At 59.8% G+C, this 18,221-nt stretch carries 13 protein-coding genes and 1 pseudogene; 12 read left to right on the top strand and 2 right to left on the bottom strand.

The genetic code is table 11. The annotated features are described in order from the left end of the window. The first annotated feature begins 1 nt into the window (after position 1). The 4 genes from RCO31_RS07010 (at position 2) to RCO31_RS06995 (ending at position 4,216) form a co-directional block, all read left to right on the top strand. Positions 2-844 carry a CoA ester lyase gene (locus RCO31_RS07010; protein WP_308967526.1) on the top strand — a complete coding sequence of 281 codons (843 nt, stop codon included), beginning with the start codon at positions 2-4 and terminating at the stop codon, positions 842-844. Positions 845-1,217: 373 nt separating this feature from the next. Next, the gene (locus RCO31_RS07005; RefSeq protein WP_308967525.1) at positions 1,218-1,628 is read left to right on the top strand and encodes an MbcA/ParS/Xre antitoxin family protein; all 411 of its coding nucleotides are present in this window, start codon (positions 1,218-1,220) and stop codon (positions 1,626-1,628) included. Next, complete coding sequence (locus RCO31_RS07000) at positions 1,622-2,317, top strand: RES family NAD+ phosphorylase (RefSeq protein ID WP_374991444.1); 696 nt, start codon at positions 1,622-1,624, stop codon at positions 2,315-2,317. The genes RCO31_RS07005 and RCO31_RS07000 overlap by 7 nt, the downstream gene beginning before the upstream one ends. 498 nt (positions 2,318-2,815) lie before the next feature. Beyond that, positions 2,816-4,216: an ABC transporter substrate-binding protein gene (locus RCO31_RS06995; protein WP_308967523.1), complete on the top strand. Its 1,401-nt coding sequence runs from the start codon at positions 2,816-2,818 to the stop codon at positions 4,214-4,216. A gap of 4 nt (positions 4,217-4,220) precedes the next feature. Here RCO31_RS06995 and RCO31_RS06990 read toward each other — a convergent pair whose 3' ends face one another. Further along, the gene (locus RCO31_RS06990) at positions 4,221-4,997 is read right to left on the bottom strand and encodes a GntR family transcriptional regulator (protein ID WP_308967522.1); all 777 of its coding nucleotides are present in this window, start codon (positions 4,995-4,997) and stop codon (positions 4,221-4,223) included. A gap of 210 nt (positions 4,998-5,207) precedes the next feature. Between RCO31_RS06990 and RCO31_RS06985 the strand changes: the two genes are divergently transcribed. The 8 genes and pseudogenes from RCO31_RS06985 to RCO31_RS06950 form a co-directional block, all read left to right on the top strand. Beyond that, positions 5,208-6,770 carry an ABC transporter substrate-binding protein gene (locus RCO31_RS06985; RefSeq protein WP_308967521.1) on the top strand — a complete coding sequence of 521 codons (1,563 nt, stop codon included), beginning with the start codon at positions 5,208-5,210 and terminating at the stop codon, positions 6,768-6,770. Positions 6,771-6,804: 34 nt separating this feature from the next. After that, a complete protein-coding gene (locus RCO31_RS06980; RefSeq protein WP_308967520.1) occupies positions 6,805-7,719 on the top strand; it encodes an ABC transporter permease in 915 nt (304 codons plus the stop codon). Continuing rightward, positions 7,716-8,612, top strand: coding sequence for an ABC transporter permease (locus RCO31_RS06975; protein WP_308967519.1), 897 nt, complete (start codon positions 7,716-7,718; stop codon positions 8,610-8,612). The genes RCO31_RS06980 and RCO31_RS06975 overlap by 4 nt, the downstream gene beginning before the upstream one ends. Beyond that, positions 8,609-9,589 carry an ABC transporter ATP-binding protein gene (locus RCO31_RS06970; RefSeq protein ID WP_308967518.1) on the top strand — a complete coding sequence of 327 codons (981 nt, stop codon included), beginning with the start codon at positions 8,609-8,611 and terminating at the stop codon, positions 9,587-9,589. The genes RCO31_RS06975 and RCO31_RS06970 overlap by 4 nt, the downstream gene beginning before the upstream one ends. 8 nt (positions 9,590-9,597) lie before the next feature. After that, positions 9,598-10,569 (top strand): oligopeptide/dipeptide ABC transporter ATP-binding protein, encoded by a 972-nt coding sequence (locus RCO31_RS06965; protein ID WP_308967517.1) that lies wholly within the window; start codon positions 9,598-9,600, stop codon positions 10,567-10,569. 17 nt (positions 10,570-10,586) lie between these two features. Further along, entirely contained in the window at positions 10,587-12,893 is a 2,307-nt protein-coding gene (locus RCO31_RS06960; RefSeq protein ID WP_308967516.1) for a CoA transferase, read from the top strand. A gap of 12 nt (positions 12,894-12,905) precedes the next feature. Next, positions 12,906-16,277, top strand: coding sequence for a carboxyl transferase domain-containing protein (locus tag RCO31_RS06955; RefSeq protein WP_308967515.1), 3,372 nt, complete (start codon positions 12,906-12,908; stop codon positions 16,275-16,277). 621 nt (positions 16,278-16,898) lie between these two features. Beyond that, positions 16,899-17,227: pseudogene (locus RCO31_RS06950) on the top strand (transposase); the annotation flags it as partial. Positions 17,228-17,276: 49 nt separating this feature from the next. On the opposite strand, the gene RCO31_RS06945 reads toward RCO31_RS06950, so the two are convergent. Next, positions 17,277-18,011 (bottom strand): hypothetical protein, encoded by a 735-nt coding sequence (locus tag RCO31_RS06945; RefSeq protein ID WP_308967514.1) that lies wholly within the window; start codon positions 18,009-18,011, stop codon positions 17,277-17,279. Positions 18,012-18,221 lie beyond the last annotated feature (210 nt).

Genomic DNA, 18,221 nt, shown 5'->3' with positions numbered 1-18,221 from the left:
CATGCGCTCGCTGCTGTCCGTGCCCGCTGACCGGCCGCGCATGCTGGAAAACGCGAGGTCGAGCGAGGCTGACGTCATTATCTACGACCTCGAAGATGCGGTGGCGCCGTCGGCAAAAGCGGAGGCGCGCGCCATGCTGGCAGCGCATCTAGCCGGGCAAGAGCGTGGCAAATCGGCGACGGCTATCCGCATAAACGGCTTGCGGACGAAGTGGTGCAGGGATGACATTGCCGTTGCGGCGACTGCGTGTCCTGACTACGTGATGTTGCCGAAGGTACAAGGCCCAGAGGACCTGCAACAGCTCGACACACTGCTGTCGCCGCTTGAATCCAGGCAAACTTCGATCGGCGTCATGACCGTTGCCACAGAGACAGTGGCGGGAACGTTGTCACTTACCCAGGATGCTTGGCGTCACCCGCGACTGAAGGCCATGCTCTGGGGCAGTGAGGATCTTGCGGCAGACCTCGGATCGACCGGCAATCGTCTGCTATCTGGCGAATACAGTAGTCCGTTCCGTCTCGCCCGCGACCTGTGTCTGATGGCGGCGAAGCGCGTGGGGCTTGTCGCGATCGATGCAGTGTACACCGATTTTCGTGATCCGGACGGCTTGTGGGCGGAGGCCGCTCAGGCGCGCCGCGACGGCTTCGACGCCAAGGCGGCGATCCATCCATCTCAGGTCGCGGTCATCAACGAGGTCTTTCGCCCGTCCGCGGAAGAGATTGCTTGGGCCGAGAGGGTGCTTGCTGCGTTCTCCAGCGCGGGAACGAGTGTGGTTGTCGTTGACGGCGTGATGATCGATGCTCCGCACGCTGCTCGCGCGCGACGCATATTGAGCCTCGCCTAGCCGGCAATTTGGTTTCAGAAATTCAGTAGCGTTGTACAAATTGCGAAAGCCAGCTCTGCTGGCCGACGCCACAACCCGCTTCGTCTCAACTATACGCCCGGAGGTGCCTCGGCGGATCGGCCACTACTGTTGCGTCGGGCCTCTGCGCTCGGCACCGACACACTCGACTCAGTATGAATTCCTGTCGGAACGAGCGAGGCGGGTTGCGCGCAAGCAGGCTTTTCAGCCCTCGCGCAGCAAGCGGACCCGCTTTGGCTAAAATCGGCGGTCTGTTCAAGTCCAGCAGAAAGGCGGTGCTTATGACTATAAGCCTAGCAAAAGCTCTTGCCAAATGGCGTATTTGTCCCTAATTTATGCCGTAAGGAGGTTCGCCGTGCTACAGGAAATTCCGCGCACACACGCTCTTCCGGACGTGCCGCAGATCACTGCCAGCGAGGCGGAGGCAATGGCGCGCGCCGTGACCCGCCTCTTTGAGAAGTGGCAGATATCCGATGCCGAGGCGCGCGAAATCCTTGGGGGGCTCGCCGCACGCACCTATGCGCGATGGAAGGCCGGCGAACTCGGGCGCATCGACCGCGACCTCGCGACGCGTCTTTCGCTGCTCATGGGGATTCACAAAGGCCTGCGCTATCTCTTTTCCGATTCTGAGCGAGGATACGCCTGGGTGAAGAAGTCGAACCGAGCCTTTGAGGGACGCACCCCGGTCGAGATCATGGCCCAGGGTGATATCTTCTCGTTGGCGCGCGTGCGTTCATATCTCGATGCGGAGCGTAGCGGCTGGTGAACGACGCCATTCCGCTCGTTCGGGTGCGTTGGCCTAAGGCTTACCGGATCATTCGCTCCATCCATCCCCCCATCGACCTTTTCGAGGATATTGCGGACCCGCAGGACTGGGAAGCGCTGGCGTCCGCGGAGTCGAAGACCAATCCACGCATCTGGGATCACATCGGCAAGCTCGATTTGGTCCCGCCGGAGCGGCGCGCCAGCGGACCCGGTGCCAGCTACCTCATGGCCCCGTTTGTCCACGTCAGCACCGACCGACCGGGACGCTTCACCGATGGGACCTATGGTGTCTACAGTGCCGGTGATCGCGAGGAGGTTGCCATTCGAGAGGCGGCCTATCACCACGGAGTGACGATGGCGAATAGCGCTGAGGATCCGGGGTGGACCTCGCAGTTCCGCGTGCTCGTCAACCGGCTCGATCTTGATCTGCATGATGCAAGGCCGCTCGACCATTGTCATGACCCGGATGATTACCAGGCTTCACAGGCCTTGGGGCGACGACTCCGGGACGGCGGTGCGAACGGAATCATCTATCGCAGCGTGCGTTGCGCAGGCGGTGAATGTGTCGCTATCTTCTGGCCGGATCTCATGAATATTCCGGTCCAGGCAGATCACTTCGACTACCATTGGGATGGAGAGCGAGTCGATAAGGTCCGAAATTGCCGGACCAATGCGATCTTCGCGCTATAGCCTCCACCGACACCACTAAGGCATGTTCGGGACCCATTATGGCCGCCAAACTCAAGGGCCCCGGTCGCGATGTCGTTGCTGTCGATCGAGTGCAACATATCGCATACAAGCCCGATTAAACAGTCATCGGCCGCATTCGTTGTTTGATTTTGCAGTTGCGCGCCACCTGTGAGCGACGCTCGCTCGAATAAGCGGGCGTGCGTTGCAACCAACTTCCTTCCAAATACGCATCACACCTTGAACTCGCCAAGCATCTGCTGGCCCGCATAAGCTGCCCTCGGTCGCCAGGCTGACCCAGAAGAAAGCAAAAGCAGAGCGCGGGAGGAGCAACAATGAAAACCTGGCTCATGTACGCACTTACACTGACGCTTTTGGGTGCGTCATCCGCACGGCCGCAGGAAAACCCGAAGGATACCATCACCGTCGGCTTCCACGGAATCCACCACCCTTGACCCAAGCCGGGCCGCCGCTGGGGCGGATTATTATTTTATCGGGCAGATGTTTGAGCAGCTTGTGCGGCGCGGCCCGGATGGAAAACGCGTAAACTGGTTGGCGGAATCTTACTCGGTGGATCGGAACAACGACAAGCCGATCATTGACGTGCACCTGCGTAAAGGCGTGAAATTTCACAATGGCGATCCGCTGACGGCGGAGGATTTCGAGTTTGCCTTCAATCGCCAGCGCGATCCGAAGGTCAGCCGCATTGCACACTTGCAGGCCGCGGTCGAACGCTTCGAGATCGTGAACCCCTACCACTTTCGCCTACACTTCAGAGAAGGCGATGCTACCTACGATACCGACAGCCTGCGACTATGGGCGCTGCCAAAAAGTTACTTTCTTAAGGTCGGCGAGGATGGGTTTGTCGCGCGTCCCGTCGGCACGGGACCGTGGAAATTCGCCTCGCGCAACATCAAGACTGACATCAAGTTCGACCTGTTTGACGACTACTGGAACAAGGAACACAGACCCACTGTAAGACATCTGCACATCAAGATCATTCCGGAGGATCTTACGCGGGTGGCGGCGCTAAAGACTGGGGCGGTCGACCTGATTGAGTCCGTGCCTGTTGCCTCAGTCGAAGAGCTGCGCAAAACGGTCGGCATCAAAACGGCGACGCTGAACACCACCAACAACCTCTACATCCAGCTCGCGACTCACATCAATGGCTCCCCCTGGCAGGACGTGCGGGTGCGACGTGCGGCGGCCCATGCGATCGACATGGATGCAATCATTAAGAGCGTTCTATTCGGGCAGGGCGAGCGCTATGCCCAGCTCAGCCCGGATGATTTCGGCTACGACCCAGCGCAAAAACCCTACGTCTACGATCCAAAGAAGTCCCGGCAGCTGCTCGCCGAGGCCGGCCTTGCGCGCGGCTTCGACACGCCGTGCTACAACTTCACCACCCAGCGCGAACCAAACTTGAAGGAAGTGGGGGAGGCAATCTTCGCTTATTTCGGTGCCGTCGGCATTCGTTGCAAGCCACTGCAGGGAGTTGAATACAACGCCTGGCTCAATCTGATCCGGCGCTGGCCTGAAGGTTCAAACCAAAAGATGATGGATGGCGCCGCCAGCAGCATGTACGGCCACGGGGGCAACGATGTCAGCAATGCGTGGGCGGCGACATTGCACACTTTCGACCCCGCGCGCGGCTACGGCAGTTCGTCAAACACCAGCCTGCCCGAGCTCGATCGGCTGATCGAGGAGCAGAAACGCGAGATGGATCCGGAGAAGCGCATTGTCATGATTCGGAAGATTGCCGAGATCAAACACGACCAAGTGCTTGCCGGCATCACCACCTACCGTCCGTTAATTACGATTGCGTGGCGCGACAACGTTCGTTTCGTGCCGTGGGCCATGCCCTCCTATTGGCGCGGAATGCAGGAGATTGGGTTCAAGTAACGTATTACTCCCGCACGAAGCGCGACGGTGAAACGGTTTCGCCGCGCAGCCGCTGCAGCGTCTCGATCGCCGAGTCGCGGGAATCGAAAAGGGCCTTACGCGTGATCCGTGATGCGCGGGCGCCATCGCCGGCCGCGATGGCGTCGACCACGGCGACCCAATCTGCGGCGGCGATGTTGCGCCGCTTCTGTGTCAGAAAGTCCAACGTGTGCTCGCGCCACAGATCGCCCCAGAGCGAGCCCGCGGCTTCCTCGCGCAGGATTCGTGTCAAGTGCGCGTTGCTGCAGCTGCGGAAGATAAGGGCGCCAAGACGGCCGAGCGCATGCGCGAAGGTCTCCGGATCCGTTCCTCGGCTGCCTGCGAGTGCACGGATGTGGGCGGCGCGTTCGTTCAGCGCGGCCATCGGTCGCTGCTTTGACGGCAGTCTCGCAAGGCTGTGCGCCGAAAGACCTAGCAGCACGGCGCGGATGTTGAAGATGTCGGCGATGGCATCAAGTGTAACGCCGATGACGAACGCGCCGCGCCGCGGCTGGAATTCCACAAGACCTCGCTTTGATAGCGTACGGATCGCTTCGCGCACTGGGCCGTGGCTGACATTGAACAGCGCCGCGACCTTCTGCTCCGGCAAATGCTCGCCGTCGCGGAATTCGCCCTTGATAATGGCGATGGCCAGATGGTCAGCGATCTGTTCAGGGATCGTCCGCGCGAGTAACGTGCGTCGCTTTGCGTTGGCCATGCGCAAGGTCGGCATCTTCAGCTTTAAAGCTGGATTCCCAGCCATCGATGGTCTCTCCAAATCCCTTCTGCGGAGCATGATCATTTCTGTGCCGGCGACGCTTTGGACGATCAGACTCTCCGCGCAAACGTCCGTTCGTGAATTGCAATAACAACCTCCCGCGTCAATTATAAATAATTGACAATTGACAGTGCCGCCAGCTGCGGCTGATACTCCGGAGAATTAACCCGCTAAGAAAAGCCGGGAGGAAACGACATGTTTGCAGGGCGCCTTGTTGCCACAGTGCTGGGCCTGCTGGCATTGAATTCGGCCGTTGCGGCGCAAACGAAGGATACATTAGTCGCTGCGCTTGCGGCCGAGGGGACGGTGCTCGATCCCGCGCGCTATTCGGCCGGAGTCGACCAGTACTTCATCGGCCAAATGTTCGAACAGCTGGTGCGGTTCGATCCGGACCTGAAGCCCGTCAATTGGCTCGCGGAGTCCTGGAAGATTGAGGGGACCTCGGACAAGCCAATTATCGATGTTCAGATTCGCAAAGGCGTGAAATTCCATAATGGCGATCCGCTGACATCGGCGGATTTTGAGTTCTCCTACGAGCGCTTGAAGGATCCGAAGATTTCGCGTTGGACGCATCTGCAGGCCAACGTCGAAAAGTTCGAAATCATCGACGACCATCATTTCAAGCTACATTTCAAGGCGCCGGACGGTGATTACATCGTCGGCTCGCTGCAACTCTGGGCGATGCCAAAGAAGTATTACGAGAAAGCGGGTGAGGATGGTTTCGCGAAGGCCCCGATCGGTACCGGACCATGGAAGTTCGTTTCGCGTTCGATAAAGGAAGACCTGAAGCTAGAGGCCTTCGAGGATTATTGGAACAAGGACGCACGTCCGAAGATCAAGAATCTCGTGTTGAAGATCATTCCGGAAGATCTCACACGCGTTGCCGCATTCAAGTCCGGCGCTGTCGACTGGGTCGACGCGGTGCCGCTCTCGGCCGTCGAAGAAATCAAGAAGATGCCGGGCGTGAAGACCTTCACGGCCATGGCGCCGAACAACATGTATATCGATTTTCCCGCCTACAAATCGGACTCGCCATTCAGCAAGCTGAAGGTACGTCAGGCGGTGGCCCACGCCGTCGATGTCGATGCGATCATCAAGAACGTACTGTTCGGACAGGGCGAACGGTACACGCAGGTCGGTCGTGGCTCGACCGGCTACGATCCAACCCTCAAGCCCTACGCGTACGATATGCGCAAGGCGAAGCAGTTGCTCACCGAGGCCGGGTATCCGAATGGCTTCGAGACACCCTGCTACAACCTGATCACGCCGCGCGAACCGAATGTGAAGGAAATGGGCGAAGCCGTGTTTGCCTATCTGGGCACGGTCGGTATCCGCTGCAAAGTGCAGGGACTTGAGTATTCAGCCTGGATCAATCTGGGTCGTCGTGGCCGCAGCGGACCGCCGGAGATGGACGGCGTTCTGATGTGGATGTGGGGCCACGGCCTGCCGGGCGATCCGGCAACGTCGTGGGGCGGCATGTTGCATAGTTTCGTTCAAGGCAAAGGCTTCGGTAGTTACTCCTACACCAATGACGAAAAGGCCGATTCTATGGTCGAGGAGTTGAAGGGCACCATGGACCCAGAGAAACGGGTCGGACTGATCCAGAAGATCGCGCGCTACAAGCACGAGAATGTGCTCGGCGGCGTGCCGACCTATCGTCCAGTCGTGACACTCGCTTGGCGGGACAGTATCGACTTCCGTGCGTGGCCATCGCCCGGATCGTGGCGCGCGTTCCAGGAAGTCAGCTTCAAGAAGTAAGTCCGGAACGGACGGCCTAGCAGATGAGACGATTGTGAAAGCGATTTTCGCCAAGGGCTTGCTCAATGCGGCGATCAGCATTCTCGGCGCGAGCTTAATCATCTTCGTGATCTCGCGCCTTTCGGGCGATCCGGTTTCGCTCATGCTTCCGATGGAAGCACCGCAGTCGGCCATCGATGCGCTGAAGCAAGAACTCGGTCTCGATCGCCCGCTCTGGGAGCAATATTTCATTTTCCTCTGGAAGGCTCTCCAGGGTGACTTCGGCCAATCCTATCGCTGGCAAATGCCGGCGCTTGCACTGGTATTCGAAAGGTTGCCGGCGACCATCTATTTGGCGACGGCTGCATTTGCCTTCAGCCTAGTGCTCGCCATTCCACTTGGCGTGCTTTCGGCGGTGTATCGTGGCTCATGGATCGACCAAATCGGACGGATCATCGCCATGCTCGGGCAGGCGGTTCCTTCATTCTGGGTTGGTCTCATCCTCATCCTCGTATTCGCCGTCGGCCTGCAATGGCTTCCGGCCTTTGGCGCGGATGGCGTGCAACATGTGATCCTACCGGCGATTGCACTCGGCTGGTATCCGGTAGCGGCGCAGACGCGCATCATCCGCTCCGGTATGCTCGAAGTGCTTGACAGCGACTACATTCGCATGGGCCGCTCCGTCGGCACGCCCGAACGTCTGTTGGTCTGGAAGTACGCCTTCCGCAATGCGCTGTTGCCACTTGTCACCATCATGGGCGTCTACTTCGCCTCCATGCTGAGCGGTGCGTTCGTCGTGGAAACGGTATTCGCTTGGCCGGGGCTCGGCCGCACGGTGGTGGAGGCGGTGTTCTCGCGCGACTATCCGGTGGTCCAGGCAGGCGTCCTTGTCACATCCATCCTGTTCGTGCTGTCGAATTTCCTGGTCGACTTGTCCTACAGCATCATCGACCCAAGGATCCGGCTATGAGCGTGACCTCGGCGCCGACCCCAGTGACCGCAGCAGATGCGCCGTTGCCGTTTTTCGTTCGCTTTCGTCTGAAGGGCGCTCCGTGGATTCCGATCCTCATTCTGGTGCTGGTGTTGATCGCTGCTGTCGGGGGCGAGGGTTTGACACCCCATGATCCAAACGGATTGAATCTGGGAGCTGCATTCAAGCCTCCGTTCTGGCAGGCAGCAGGCACGTACGACTATTTGCTCGGTACTGACAATCTCGGCCGCGACGTTCTTTCCCGCATCATTGCCGGCGCGCGGGTGTCTGCAATCGTAGCGCTGTACGCGATCGCGTTTTCGGGTGCGATCGGCACGATGCTCGGCATCATCGCCGGCTACTTCGGAGGCATCATCGACACAACCATCATCCGCATTGCAGAGATCAAAATGGCGATTCCCGGTCTCGCTCTGGCGTTGATCTTCTCCGCAACCATGGATCCTGGCCTGTCCACAGTCGTCATCGTCATCGTGCTCACGTATTGGACCTGGTATTGTCGTATCATCCGCAGCGAGGTCCTGTCGTTACGCGAGCGCGACTACGTCTCGTTCGCCAAGGTTGCCGGCTGTGGATCGATCACGATCTTTTTCAGGCACCTGTTGCCGAACATCTTCAACACCCTTCTGGTGCTGATGACGTTGCAGGTTGGGCAGGTGATCATCTTCGAGGCTTCGCTATCGTTCCTTGGCCTCGGTATCCAGGCGCCGGACACGTCCTGGGGCCTAATGCTCTCCGACGCGCGGCAGTACATCACCTATGCCTGGTGGGGCATCACGATGCCGGGCATCGCCATCATGCTCACCTGCCTGTCCTCGAATCTGGTCGGCGACTGGCTGCGCGATTTGCTCGACCCGAAGCGGAGGCAGCTTTGAGTGCAACGCCTCTTCTGCAAGTCGAGAACCTGCAAACGCATCTGCATCTGCGCCGCGGCGTGGTGAAGGCGGTCGACGGAATTTCTTTTGAAGTAAACGAAGGCGAGACGCTGGGCATCGTGGGGGAATCCGGCTCAGGCAAGACGATGACCTGTCTATCGATCTTGCAACTATTGCCTATTCATGGAGGCGGAAAGATTGCCGGTAGCGTCAGGCTCGACGGCGAAGAACTCCTGCAGCTTGGCGAAGAAGAGATGGCAAGACGGGTCCGCGGACCGAAGGTGGCGATGATTTCGCAAGACCCGATGACTTCGCTCAATCCGGTGTTCACCGTCGGCGACCAAGTGTCCAGGCCATTCCTGTATCATAAGCTCGTCAAGACCGTTCGCGACGCAATGGTCGCAGCCGCGGCTGGTCTGCGGCGGGTGCGCATCCCGTCGCCCGAGCGGAGATTGAAAAGCTATCCGCACCAGTTCTCCGGCGGTATGCGTCAGCGTGTGGTCACAGCGATGGCGATCGCCTGTTCGCCGCGGTTGTTGATCGCGGATGAGCCGACCACCGCGCTGGATGTGACGATCCAAGTGCAGATCATGAGCCTGCTGCGCAGCATCCAGAATGACTCGAAAGTCGGCATCATCTTGATCACACACGATCTGTCGATCGTCGCCGGCCTCTGCCATCGCATCGCCGTGATGTATGCCGGCCGTATCATCGAAACGGGCAAGGTACGTGACATCTACCGCAATGCGCAGCATCCCTATACGCAGGCCTTGCTCGACGCGATTCCGCATCTTGGCCGGAAGCGGCGTCGCCTTGCGGCGATTCCCGGCCAACCGCCGAATCTGATGGATCTGCCGAACGGTTGCCGTTTTGCGCCGCGCTGTCCAAGGCGAATGGCGGTGTGTGACGAGTATCCACCTGCGACCGACGTTGGCGGCGGCCATACCGTCAATTGCTGGCTCGCGGCAAAGCAGTAACCTGACACATGGGCCTCGAACTTCGTAATCTCTCCAAACACTTCAGCGTTCGCACCGACCAAGGCAAGGCGACCGTCCGCGCCGTAGAGGGCGTCAATCTCGAGATCCCCGCGGGGCAGACCGTCGCACTCGTCGGCGAGTCGGGCTGCGGCAAGACCACCATCGCGAAGCTGGCACTGATGCTGGAACAGCCGTCCTCAGGCGCTGTGAACTTCGACGGCAAGAGCCTCGGCGAGATGTCGCGATCGGAGATCAAGGATTATCGCCGGCAGGTTCAGGCGGTGTTTCAGGATCCATATGCGTCCCTCAATCCACGATTGACTGTGCGGCGGATCATCACCGAGCCGATCCTGGCGCACTACAGCCCCGACCGGGTCACACTGAATGCACGCGTCGCAGAGCTTCTGGAGATCGTTGGGCTGCCGGCGGCTGCGGCGGATCTTTATCCGCACGAATTCTCCGGCGGACAGCGCCAGCGTATCGCCATTGCGCGGGCTCTCGCACTAAATCCGAAGATCATCATTCTGGATGAGCCGATTTCCGCGCTGGATGTATCGATCCGCGCGCAAGTGCTGAACCTGCTGATGGACATCCAGGAGAAGTTTGGTCTCACTTATCTCCTGATTGCGCACGATCTAGCGCTCGTCGAGCATCTGTCGACGCGGGTGGCGGTGATCTATCTCGGTAGCGTCGTCGAGTGCGGTCCGAGCGAGCAGATTTTTTCTGCACCTCAGCATCCCTATACGCAAGCACTACTGAATGCAGTGCCCCGTCCTGACCCCGATTACGTGCCGAAGGCCGCCGATGGATTTGACGACACTGGCAGCGCGCTTGAGCCACCAAGCGGCTGCAAGTTCCATCCGCGCTGCCCATATGCGATGGCGGTCTGCAAAATTGACAATCCCCCGCTGCTAAAGCTCCCCGACGGGCGCGAGGCCGCGTGCCATTTGCTGACCGGCCCCCACGCCGCGCAAATGTGAGAGGCAAAAACTGTACGATGAGCAGCGCACTTTCCGGTCTGAGGATCCTTGAAGTTCACGGTGGCGTGGCGACGCGCTATTGCGGTCATCTCTTCGTGGCGCACGGCGCTACAGTCCATCAGTTTGGCAGGTCTCACGACAAGTCTTGCGTAGGTTATGGCAGTGCCGGCAGTGAAGCCTTTGCGAGCTGGCTCGATGCCGGCAAGATATGCATCGATGACGATCTCCAAAACTCACTGCGCAAGTTTGGAAGGGGTGCCGACCTGGTCATCGCAGGACAGGATGCCGCCGCGGTAGCGGTCATGGACGGCACCCTCGACTCGACCAACCTGAGCGATGTCACTCGCCTGGGATTGACATGGTTCGCGCGCGGAGGACCATATCGGGCCTGGACCGGCAGCGACGCGATCATCCAGGCCATGAGTGCGGTAGCTTACGCGACCGGTCCAAAGGACGGCGCGCCGATGCTGCCGCGCGGTCACGCACCGCAGATCATCGGTGGGGCGACAGCGTTCATTGCGGGCTTGGCTGCGATTCTCGGCAAGCAGAACGGTTGGGCGGGCCGCAAGATCGACGTCAACATTCTCGAAGCCAATCTCTGTCTATCGGAAAGCGGCACGGCAAGCGCCGCGCTGACCGGTGATCGCACGGTCCGCCGCGGGATCAACCGTTTCTCACCGACATTCCCGGGCGGCATTTATCAAGCGAGGGATGGCTGGATCGGTGTGACGGCGCTGACGCCACCACAGTGGCGCTCGTTGTGTGACCTGATCGGGAAGCCTGATCTTGCGAAGAATCCGAACCATCTCGTGTCGCTTCAGCGCATGACTGACGCAGACGAACTCGACAAGCACTTGATCGCGGCCTTCAAGACGAAGCAGGCAAGCTTCTGGTTGCATGAGGGCCAGCGTCTGCGTATTCCGATGGCGCCAGTGCCCGATCTCAAGGATCTTCCGAAGACGCCGCACTGGCGAGAACGCGGCAGCTTTGAATCCATACCCGGATTGAAAGGTGCTGTGGCTCCGTCGATGCCTTTTCATTCGACGCCGCTGCCGTCAACAGCCGCGCAGCGCCGAAAGCCGAAGCAGGTGCCCGCTTTGCCGCTGTCCGGTCTGCGCGTGCTTGATCTGTCAATGGGCTGGGCCGGTCCGCTCGCAGCACGGCATTTCGCCGATCTCGGCGCCGACGTGGTGAAGGTCGAATCGTGCTCGCACTTCGATTGGTGGCGCGGATTTGATGGATCGATGGAAGGTGATCCGCCGCCGTACGAGACTCGGCCCTCCTTTTTGATGGTGAACCGCAACAAGCACGGCGTGACACTCGATCTGAAGTCGGAGGCGGGCAAAGCGTTGACGCGGCGACTTGCGGCAGGATCGGATCTCGTGATCGAGAACTTTGCTCCGGGCGTATTGGACAAGCTCGGTCTCGGCGCAAACTCACTCATCAAGGAGAAGGCGGACCTAATCTTCCTGGCGATGGGCGCGTTTGGCGCAAAGGGGGCTTGGCGCAGCTTTCGCGCCTATGGCTCAACGGTCGAACAAGCTTCCGGCCTGCCGTTCGTCAATGGCAAGGCCGACGATCCGCCAACCATGCAGCATGTCGCCTACGGCGATCCGATCGCTGGCATTTATGGCGCGATCGCCTGTCTGATCGCCCTGTACGAGCGGAACAAGCAGAACACCGGATCGGTCATCGATCTTGGGCAGGTGGAATGCCTCTTCCAGCTTTGTGCAGACGCCATCATCGCGCAGTCGGTCCAGGAAACGACGCTCAAGCGGGAGGGCAGTCGCCATCCGGCATCGGCACTGCGCACGGTCGTTGCCTCAAATGTTCCCGATCGCTGGGTTGCGATCTCGATCGAGACGACGCCACAGTGGAACGCAGTGGCGACAATAATTAATCGCCCCGATCTGGCTGTGGATAGCGCGGCCAAACTGACGGTCATGAAAACGCGCGAAGCAGAGATGGAGCGTGCGGTGGCCGCCTTCTTCTCTGTCGGGAGTGCCGCAGAGCTTGTTGCGACAATGCAAGCCAAAAACGTGCCCGCCGGACAGGTCTATGCTGCGATCGATCTACTCGACGATCCGCAACTCATTCATGATGGATTCTGGCGTCGGGCCGAGCGACGGTTCATCGGCCACCACGTGGTGCCGCACGCGCCTTATCGATTAGATGGCCAACGGCCGCCTCTGCGTAACCCATCACCGACCCTTGGTGAGCATAACGACGCGGTGCTTGGCGGCGATCTCGGCCTTTCCCCCCAGGATCTAAGCAAGCTGAGCGAGCAGGGCGTAATCGGCACCCGAGCTGTGCTGAACGGTTGAGAGAGTAACCATATGAAGAGCCTGTTGATCGCCAACCGTGGCGAGATTGCGATCCGTATCGCCCGCGCGGCGGCCGATCAGAAGATTCGCACCGTCGGTATCTTTTCCGAGGACGACACTGCATCGCTGCACGCCACTCGGTGCGACGACGCGCGCGCCCTGCAAGGTATCGGACCGAAGGCCTATCTTGATTCTTCTCAGATTATCTCGGTCGCGAAGGATGCCGGCTGCGATGCGATCCATCCCGGCTACGGCTTCCTGAGCGAGAGTGCGGCGTTCGCCGCGGCGTGCGCTGAGGCTGGTCTGGTTTTTGTGGGTCCCCGCCCGGACACTCTTGCGCTGTTCGGTGACAAGACTAGGGCTCGGGCGTTCGCAACAGCGCACCGCGTGCCGGTCATCCGAGGGACTTCGGGCCCCACGACCCTCGATGAAGCCCGGGATTTCATGGCCTCGCTTGAAGCAGGTGCAGCCGTAATGGTGAAGGCAATCGCGGGCGGCGGCGGACGTGGCATGCGGCCAGTCAATGATCCGAAGAAGCTCGCCGATGCCATGGAACGGTGCCGCTCCGAAGCGGAGAAATCCTTCGGCAATGGCGACGTCTACGTCGAGCGGCTGTTCCCGAGGGCTCGCCATATCGAGGTACAGATCGTAGGTGACGGAACAGGTGCGGTGGCGCACCTGTGGGAACGTGAATGCAGCCTTCAGCGCGAGCGCCAGAAAGTTCTCGAGATCGCACCGGCGCCGTTCCTGCGGCCGGCGGTCAGAGCGCGGTTGTTGCAAGCAGCGACGCGTCTCGCCGCGGCCGGCGAGTATCTGAATGCAGGCACGTTCGAGTTTCTCGTCGATGCGGCCGACAATACTGACGGTGCCGCTATCGCCTTTATCGAGGCAAACGTGCGGCTACAGGTCGAGCATACGGTGACCGAGGAAGTGACTGGGATTGATCTGGTAGAAGCGCAGCTGAAAATTGCAGCTGGAGCACGTCTCGCCGATCTGAAGCTGCGGCAGGAAGATATCGTTGCTCCGTCCGGATTTGCAATCCAAGCGCGGGTAAATCTGGAAACGATGCAGCCAGACGGATCGGTCCGTTCGGCTGGCGGAACGATCGGCGTCTATGAACCACCGTCCGGGCGTGGCGTGAGAGTGGATGGTTACGGCTACGCCGGCTATCGCACCAATCCTCGTTATGATTCTTTGCTTGCGAAAGTCATCGTTCATGTGACAAACGATCGCTTCCATGATGCGGCTGCAAAAACTGAGCGGGTCCTCGCAGAATTTCGAGTCTCCGGAGTGGTATCAAACATTCCGTTCCTGCGGGCGTTACTGAAGGATCCGGCGATCCTCAAGGGTGAGCTGCATACGCGGTTCATTGACGATAATGTCGAAGCGCTGATAGCGGCTCAGCCCGATTCGATACGTTATTTTGAGCCGCAAGCCGCTGTCGCACAGCGCCGGCCGGGCGCCAAGCTGGAAACGAGTGATCCGCTGGCGGTTGTGTTCTACGGAAAGTCTGACGCCAAGGTCACGGTGGAGGCCAATGCGGCGGCCGAGGCGGATGGACCCGAGGGGACTGTACCAATACGCTCACCCATGCAGGGCACGATCGTGTCCCTCAGCGTCGACGAGGGCGCAAGCGTCCTTGCCGGGCAGGAAGTGCTCGTGCTGGAAGCCATGAAAATGCAGCATGCCGTAACGAGCGCGGTGTCCGGCGTCGTGCGAACTTTCACCGTGACCGCCGGAGACACCGTCTTCGAGAGCCATCCGTTGGCGTTTGTCGAAGAGCGTGCTGAACTCGGCAGCCGCAGCCACACGGGAGAGGAGATCGATCTTGACGTCATTCGGTCGGATTTGAAGGAGGTGCTGGACCGCCGCGCCAGCACCCTCGATGCTGCCCGGCCGAAGGCGGTTGCCAAGCGACGAGCAAGCGGACAGCGGACTGCTCGCGAGAACATCGAAGACCTCTGCGACCCGGGGACTTTCGTGGAGTACGGCTCGCTAGTGCTTTCAGCAAGGCGACGAACCGTGTCGATGGAGCAACTGATCGAAGAGTCGCCGGCGGACGGCCTAATCATGGGGCTCGCGCAAATCAATGGCGATCGCTTTGCCGAGGAGAAGAGCCGCGCTGTGGTCGTCTCCTATGACTACACAGTAATGGCTGGCACTCAGGGTCACATGGGGCACCATAAGCAGGACCGCGTGTTTGAGATGGCCGAACGGTGGCGGTTGCCTGTCGTCATTTTTTGCGAAGGAGGTGGCGGGCGCGGCAGCGATACCGACAATCTTGTCAGCTTCAGCGATACTTTTTATCGTCTGCCGAGGCTTTCCGGCTTGGTGCCGTTGGTGGGCATCGCTTCGGGCCGCTGTTTTGCTGGCAATGCCGTGCTGCTCGGCTGTTGTGACCTGATCATTGCCACCGCGAATTCCACCATTGGCATGGCGGGACCTGCGATGATCGAAGGCGGTGGTCTCGGCGTCTACCGTCCTGAAGAAGTGGGCCCAATGTCAGTTCAGGTCCCGAACGGTGTCGTCGATATCCTCGTTGAGGATGAGGCCGAGGCCGTGAAGGTTGCGCGACAGTATATGTCTTATTTTCAGGGACGAATCGACAGCTGGAAGTGCCCTGATCAGCGGGAGCTGAGATACGTAGTCCCGGAAAATCGTTTGCGTGGCTATGACATGCGGCGCTTAATCGAGACCTTGGCCGACGAGGGGTCAGTGCTTGAGATCCGTCGCGGATTTGGTCACGGTATGATCACTGCCCTTATCCGTATCGAAGGCCGGCCGCTCGGCGTTATCGCCAACAACCCTATGCATCTTGGCGGCGCCATTGATGCCGATGCGGCTGACAAGGCTGCGCGCTTCATGCAACTTTGCGATGCCCATGATATCCCACTTTTGTCGCTAAACGATAATCCAGGCAACATGGTGGGACCCGAGGCCGAGAGGACGGCTCTCGTCCGGCATTGCTGTCGCACCTATCTGATCGGCGCCAATCTCTCAATCCCGACGTTCTTCGTCATGACGCGCAAATCGTATGGGCTCGGAAAGCTCGCCATGACCGGCGGGTCAATGCGAGTGGGCATGTTTGCCGTCGCTTGGCCGACCGGCGAGTTTGGCGGCATGGGGTTGGAAGGGCAGGTCAAGCTCGGTCGTCGTCGCGAGCTTGCGGCAATCTCGGATCCAGCCGAACGGCTTGCCGCCTACGAACGAATGGTAGGGGAGCTCTATGAGCGCGGCAAAGCCCTGAATGCTGGAAGCCTGTTCGAGGTGGACGAGGTGATCGATCCGGCGGATACGCGGCGCTGGATTATCGCCGGGTTGCGCTCGCTGCCACCTTCGCCGGTTCGCGAAGGCAAGCGGCGGCCTTGTGTGGACGGTTGGTAACGCGAGACAATATTATACCTGCCACTCGCCAACTCAGGCCGCGGCAGGTGGTGTGGGAAAAAGGCGGTAGCGCTCCCCCGCTACCAACTCTCCGATTTCGTACGCCGAACTACGATTTTCTGCGATCGCGCCCTCCGCTCAATGGTCGTCGAATTGCGAACGAGACGGATTGAAGTGCAAACGAGAACTCAAGAGCAATGTACGGCGGCGCGTCCCAACTAGAGGCGGTTGGCTGGCGTGAAGCCTCGTTTTTTTGTTTCGACGCGGGGCGCCTCGACGAGGAGCTAGGGCGAAAGATGATGCTTCGCTTGTTGCGCATCCGATACATAATCGAGCAACAAAGGCCTTCAGTAACCTATGTGGATCCTGCTTCATGAGGCGGTGGAGCGTGCTGAGCGTGCTGACTCCCTGAACGATTTGAGGCGGCTTCTGCAGAGCGGCCAAATCGTCGCCCGAAATGCGGAGCTCTACAAACGGTCGTCGTCTGGGCAGGAGCAAGTCGGGAAGGGCGACAGCATCCGCCGTATTGGTGGGAGAATGCCGAAATCGCTCCACGAGGCTTGGCCTGTCGCTGGTTCTAACGTTCGCAGACGATGGCGCCGCAGAGCTTAGCGAGGCCTGCGGATCGGGCTGGAGGCTGGGCCGTTGTCACAATGGCTGTATGCGGGGCTAAAAAGAGCGGGCTTCCAAATGGTTCTGCTGGAAACGCGGCATGTAGACGCCACATTATCTGCGATGACAGTCAAGACAGATCGCAAGGATGCGCGCGGGATCGCCCAGTTGATCGGGATGGGAGGTTCAGCTCGGTGCACGCGAAGTCGATAGGGGCTCAAGAGATTCGAGCGCTGCTGGTTGCGCGCAAGCAGCTTCTTGGGCGATTTATCGAAGTGGAATTGAGTATCCGCGGGATATTGCGTGGTTTTGGGCTGAAGGTTGGCCCTGTGACACGAATCCCAAATCGATTCAAGCTAAGCGCATCCCGCTCTAGCGCTTGCTATCTTAGCGCCATGCGTCCTTGGTGCCGGCGCGACCGGCACGCTCGTCACGTTCGTCGAGGATCGATACTAAACGGCTCGGAAGCTCGGGCATTTCAAGCAGGCCCTCGTCGATCATCCAATCGACGATCTCTTCGTTTTCCGGCAAGTCGCCATGCTCGTTGAGATAATCCTCGAGACTCTTGATTAACTCCTGACGTGGATCGCGCGAACTTGGCGGCCGCTCAATCGCATTGTGCAGGATTTCTCCCAGGCTGATCGGAGGCGGGTCCGTCAGCTGCTGGCGGCGATGAAGGCCCTGCCACGCCACCGACTCGATGGCATCGAACGGGCCATGAAGGGTAGGAAGGTGGCCCGTTGGGATATCCTGCCCCGGAATTGCAACAAGCGGCTCTCCCGAGCAACTCCCTTCGCGCCACTCGCCATCGCAGCTCCAACGCGCGCTCGGCGCCCGAGCAATCATGTGGCCGCCGAGCAGCAATGCGAGATCGAGCACGACCGATTGCCACAACGGCCGGAGAACGCTTGTGCTTTCGCCCTTGATTTGCCGCGGGGGCACACCCGGGTAGTAAGGAAGATAAGGCCCGTATCGATCAGACCCGGGCTCACGGCTGCCTTCGACGGTCTCGCCGATCCAGCGGCCGATCTTATCCCAGGCCTCCGGGGTGGCGGCGGGCTCCAGCCCCGTTCGGCGCAACAACGCGGATATGTCCGCGACGCGCGTGGTCTTCACCGCCATGACGAGGTCGTAGACGATGTGTGCACGACGGCTCGTCAACGTTCGGTTCGGTGGTTCGTGTGCGCCGAGATAAGGCGTGTATCCGGGCAAGGCATTCCGATACGCGCCTTGCTCGCGCGCGATATGACTGTACTTGAAGCCCGATACCAGTGAAGCCGGCAGGACTTGGTGAAGCAAACGAGTCAGCGATGACACCTCGTGGGCTTACCT

Source organism: Bradyrhizobium sp. LHD-71, assembly GCF_031157255.1.
Classification (GTDB): domain Bacteria; phylum Pseudomonadota; class Alphaproteobacteria; order Rhizobiales; family Xanthobacteraceae; genus P52-10.
Note: the sequence above shows the minus strand (reverse complement) of the source record. Positions and strands in the feature narration are given on the sequence as shown.

Bases quoted from the DNA above. Each gene is read 5' to 3' on its own strand.
- RCO31_RS06945 (WP_308967514.1), bottom strand. From the start codon at position 18,011: ATGGCGGTGAAGACCACGCGCGTCGCGGACATATCCGCGTTGTTGCGC.
- RCO31_RS06955 (WP_308967515.1), top strand. From the start codon at position 12,906: ATGAAGAGCCTGTTGATCGCCAACCGTGGCGAGATTGCGATCCGTATC.
- RCO31_RS06990 (WP_308967522.1), bottom strand. From the start codon at position 4,997: ATGGCTGGGAATCCAGCTTTAAAGCTGAAGATGCCGACCTTGCGCATG.
- RCO31_RS06965 (WP_308967517.1), top strand. From the start codon at position 9,598: ATGGGCCTCGAACTTCGTAATCTCTCCAAACACTTCAGCGTTCGCACC.
- RCO31_RS06995 (WP_308967523.1), top strand. From the start codon at position 2,816: ATGTTTGAGCAGCTTGTGCGGCGCGGCCCGGATGGAAAACGCGTAAAC.
- RCO31_RS07010 (WP_308967526.1), top strand. From the start codon at position 2: ATGCGCTCGCTGCTGTCCGTGCCCGCTGACCGGCCGCGCATGCTGGAA.
- RCO31_RS06975 (WP_308967519.1), top strand. From the start codon at position 7,716: ATGAGCGTGACCTCGGCGCCGACCCCAGTGACCGCAGCAGATGCGCCG.
- RCO31_RS06960 (WP_308967516.1), top strand. From the start codon at position 10,587: ATGAGCAGCGCACTTTCCGGTCTGAGGATCCTTGAAGTTCACGGTGGC.
- RCO31_RS06985 (WP_308967521.1), top strand. From the start codon at position 5,208: ATGTTTGCAGGGCGCCTTGTTGCCACAGTGCTGGGCCTGCTGGCATTG.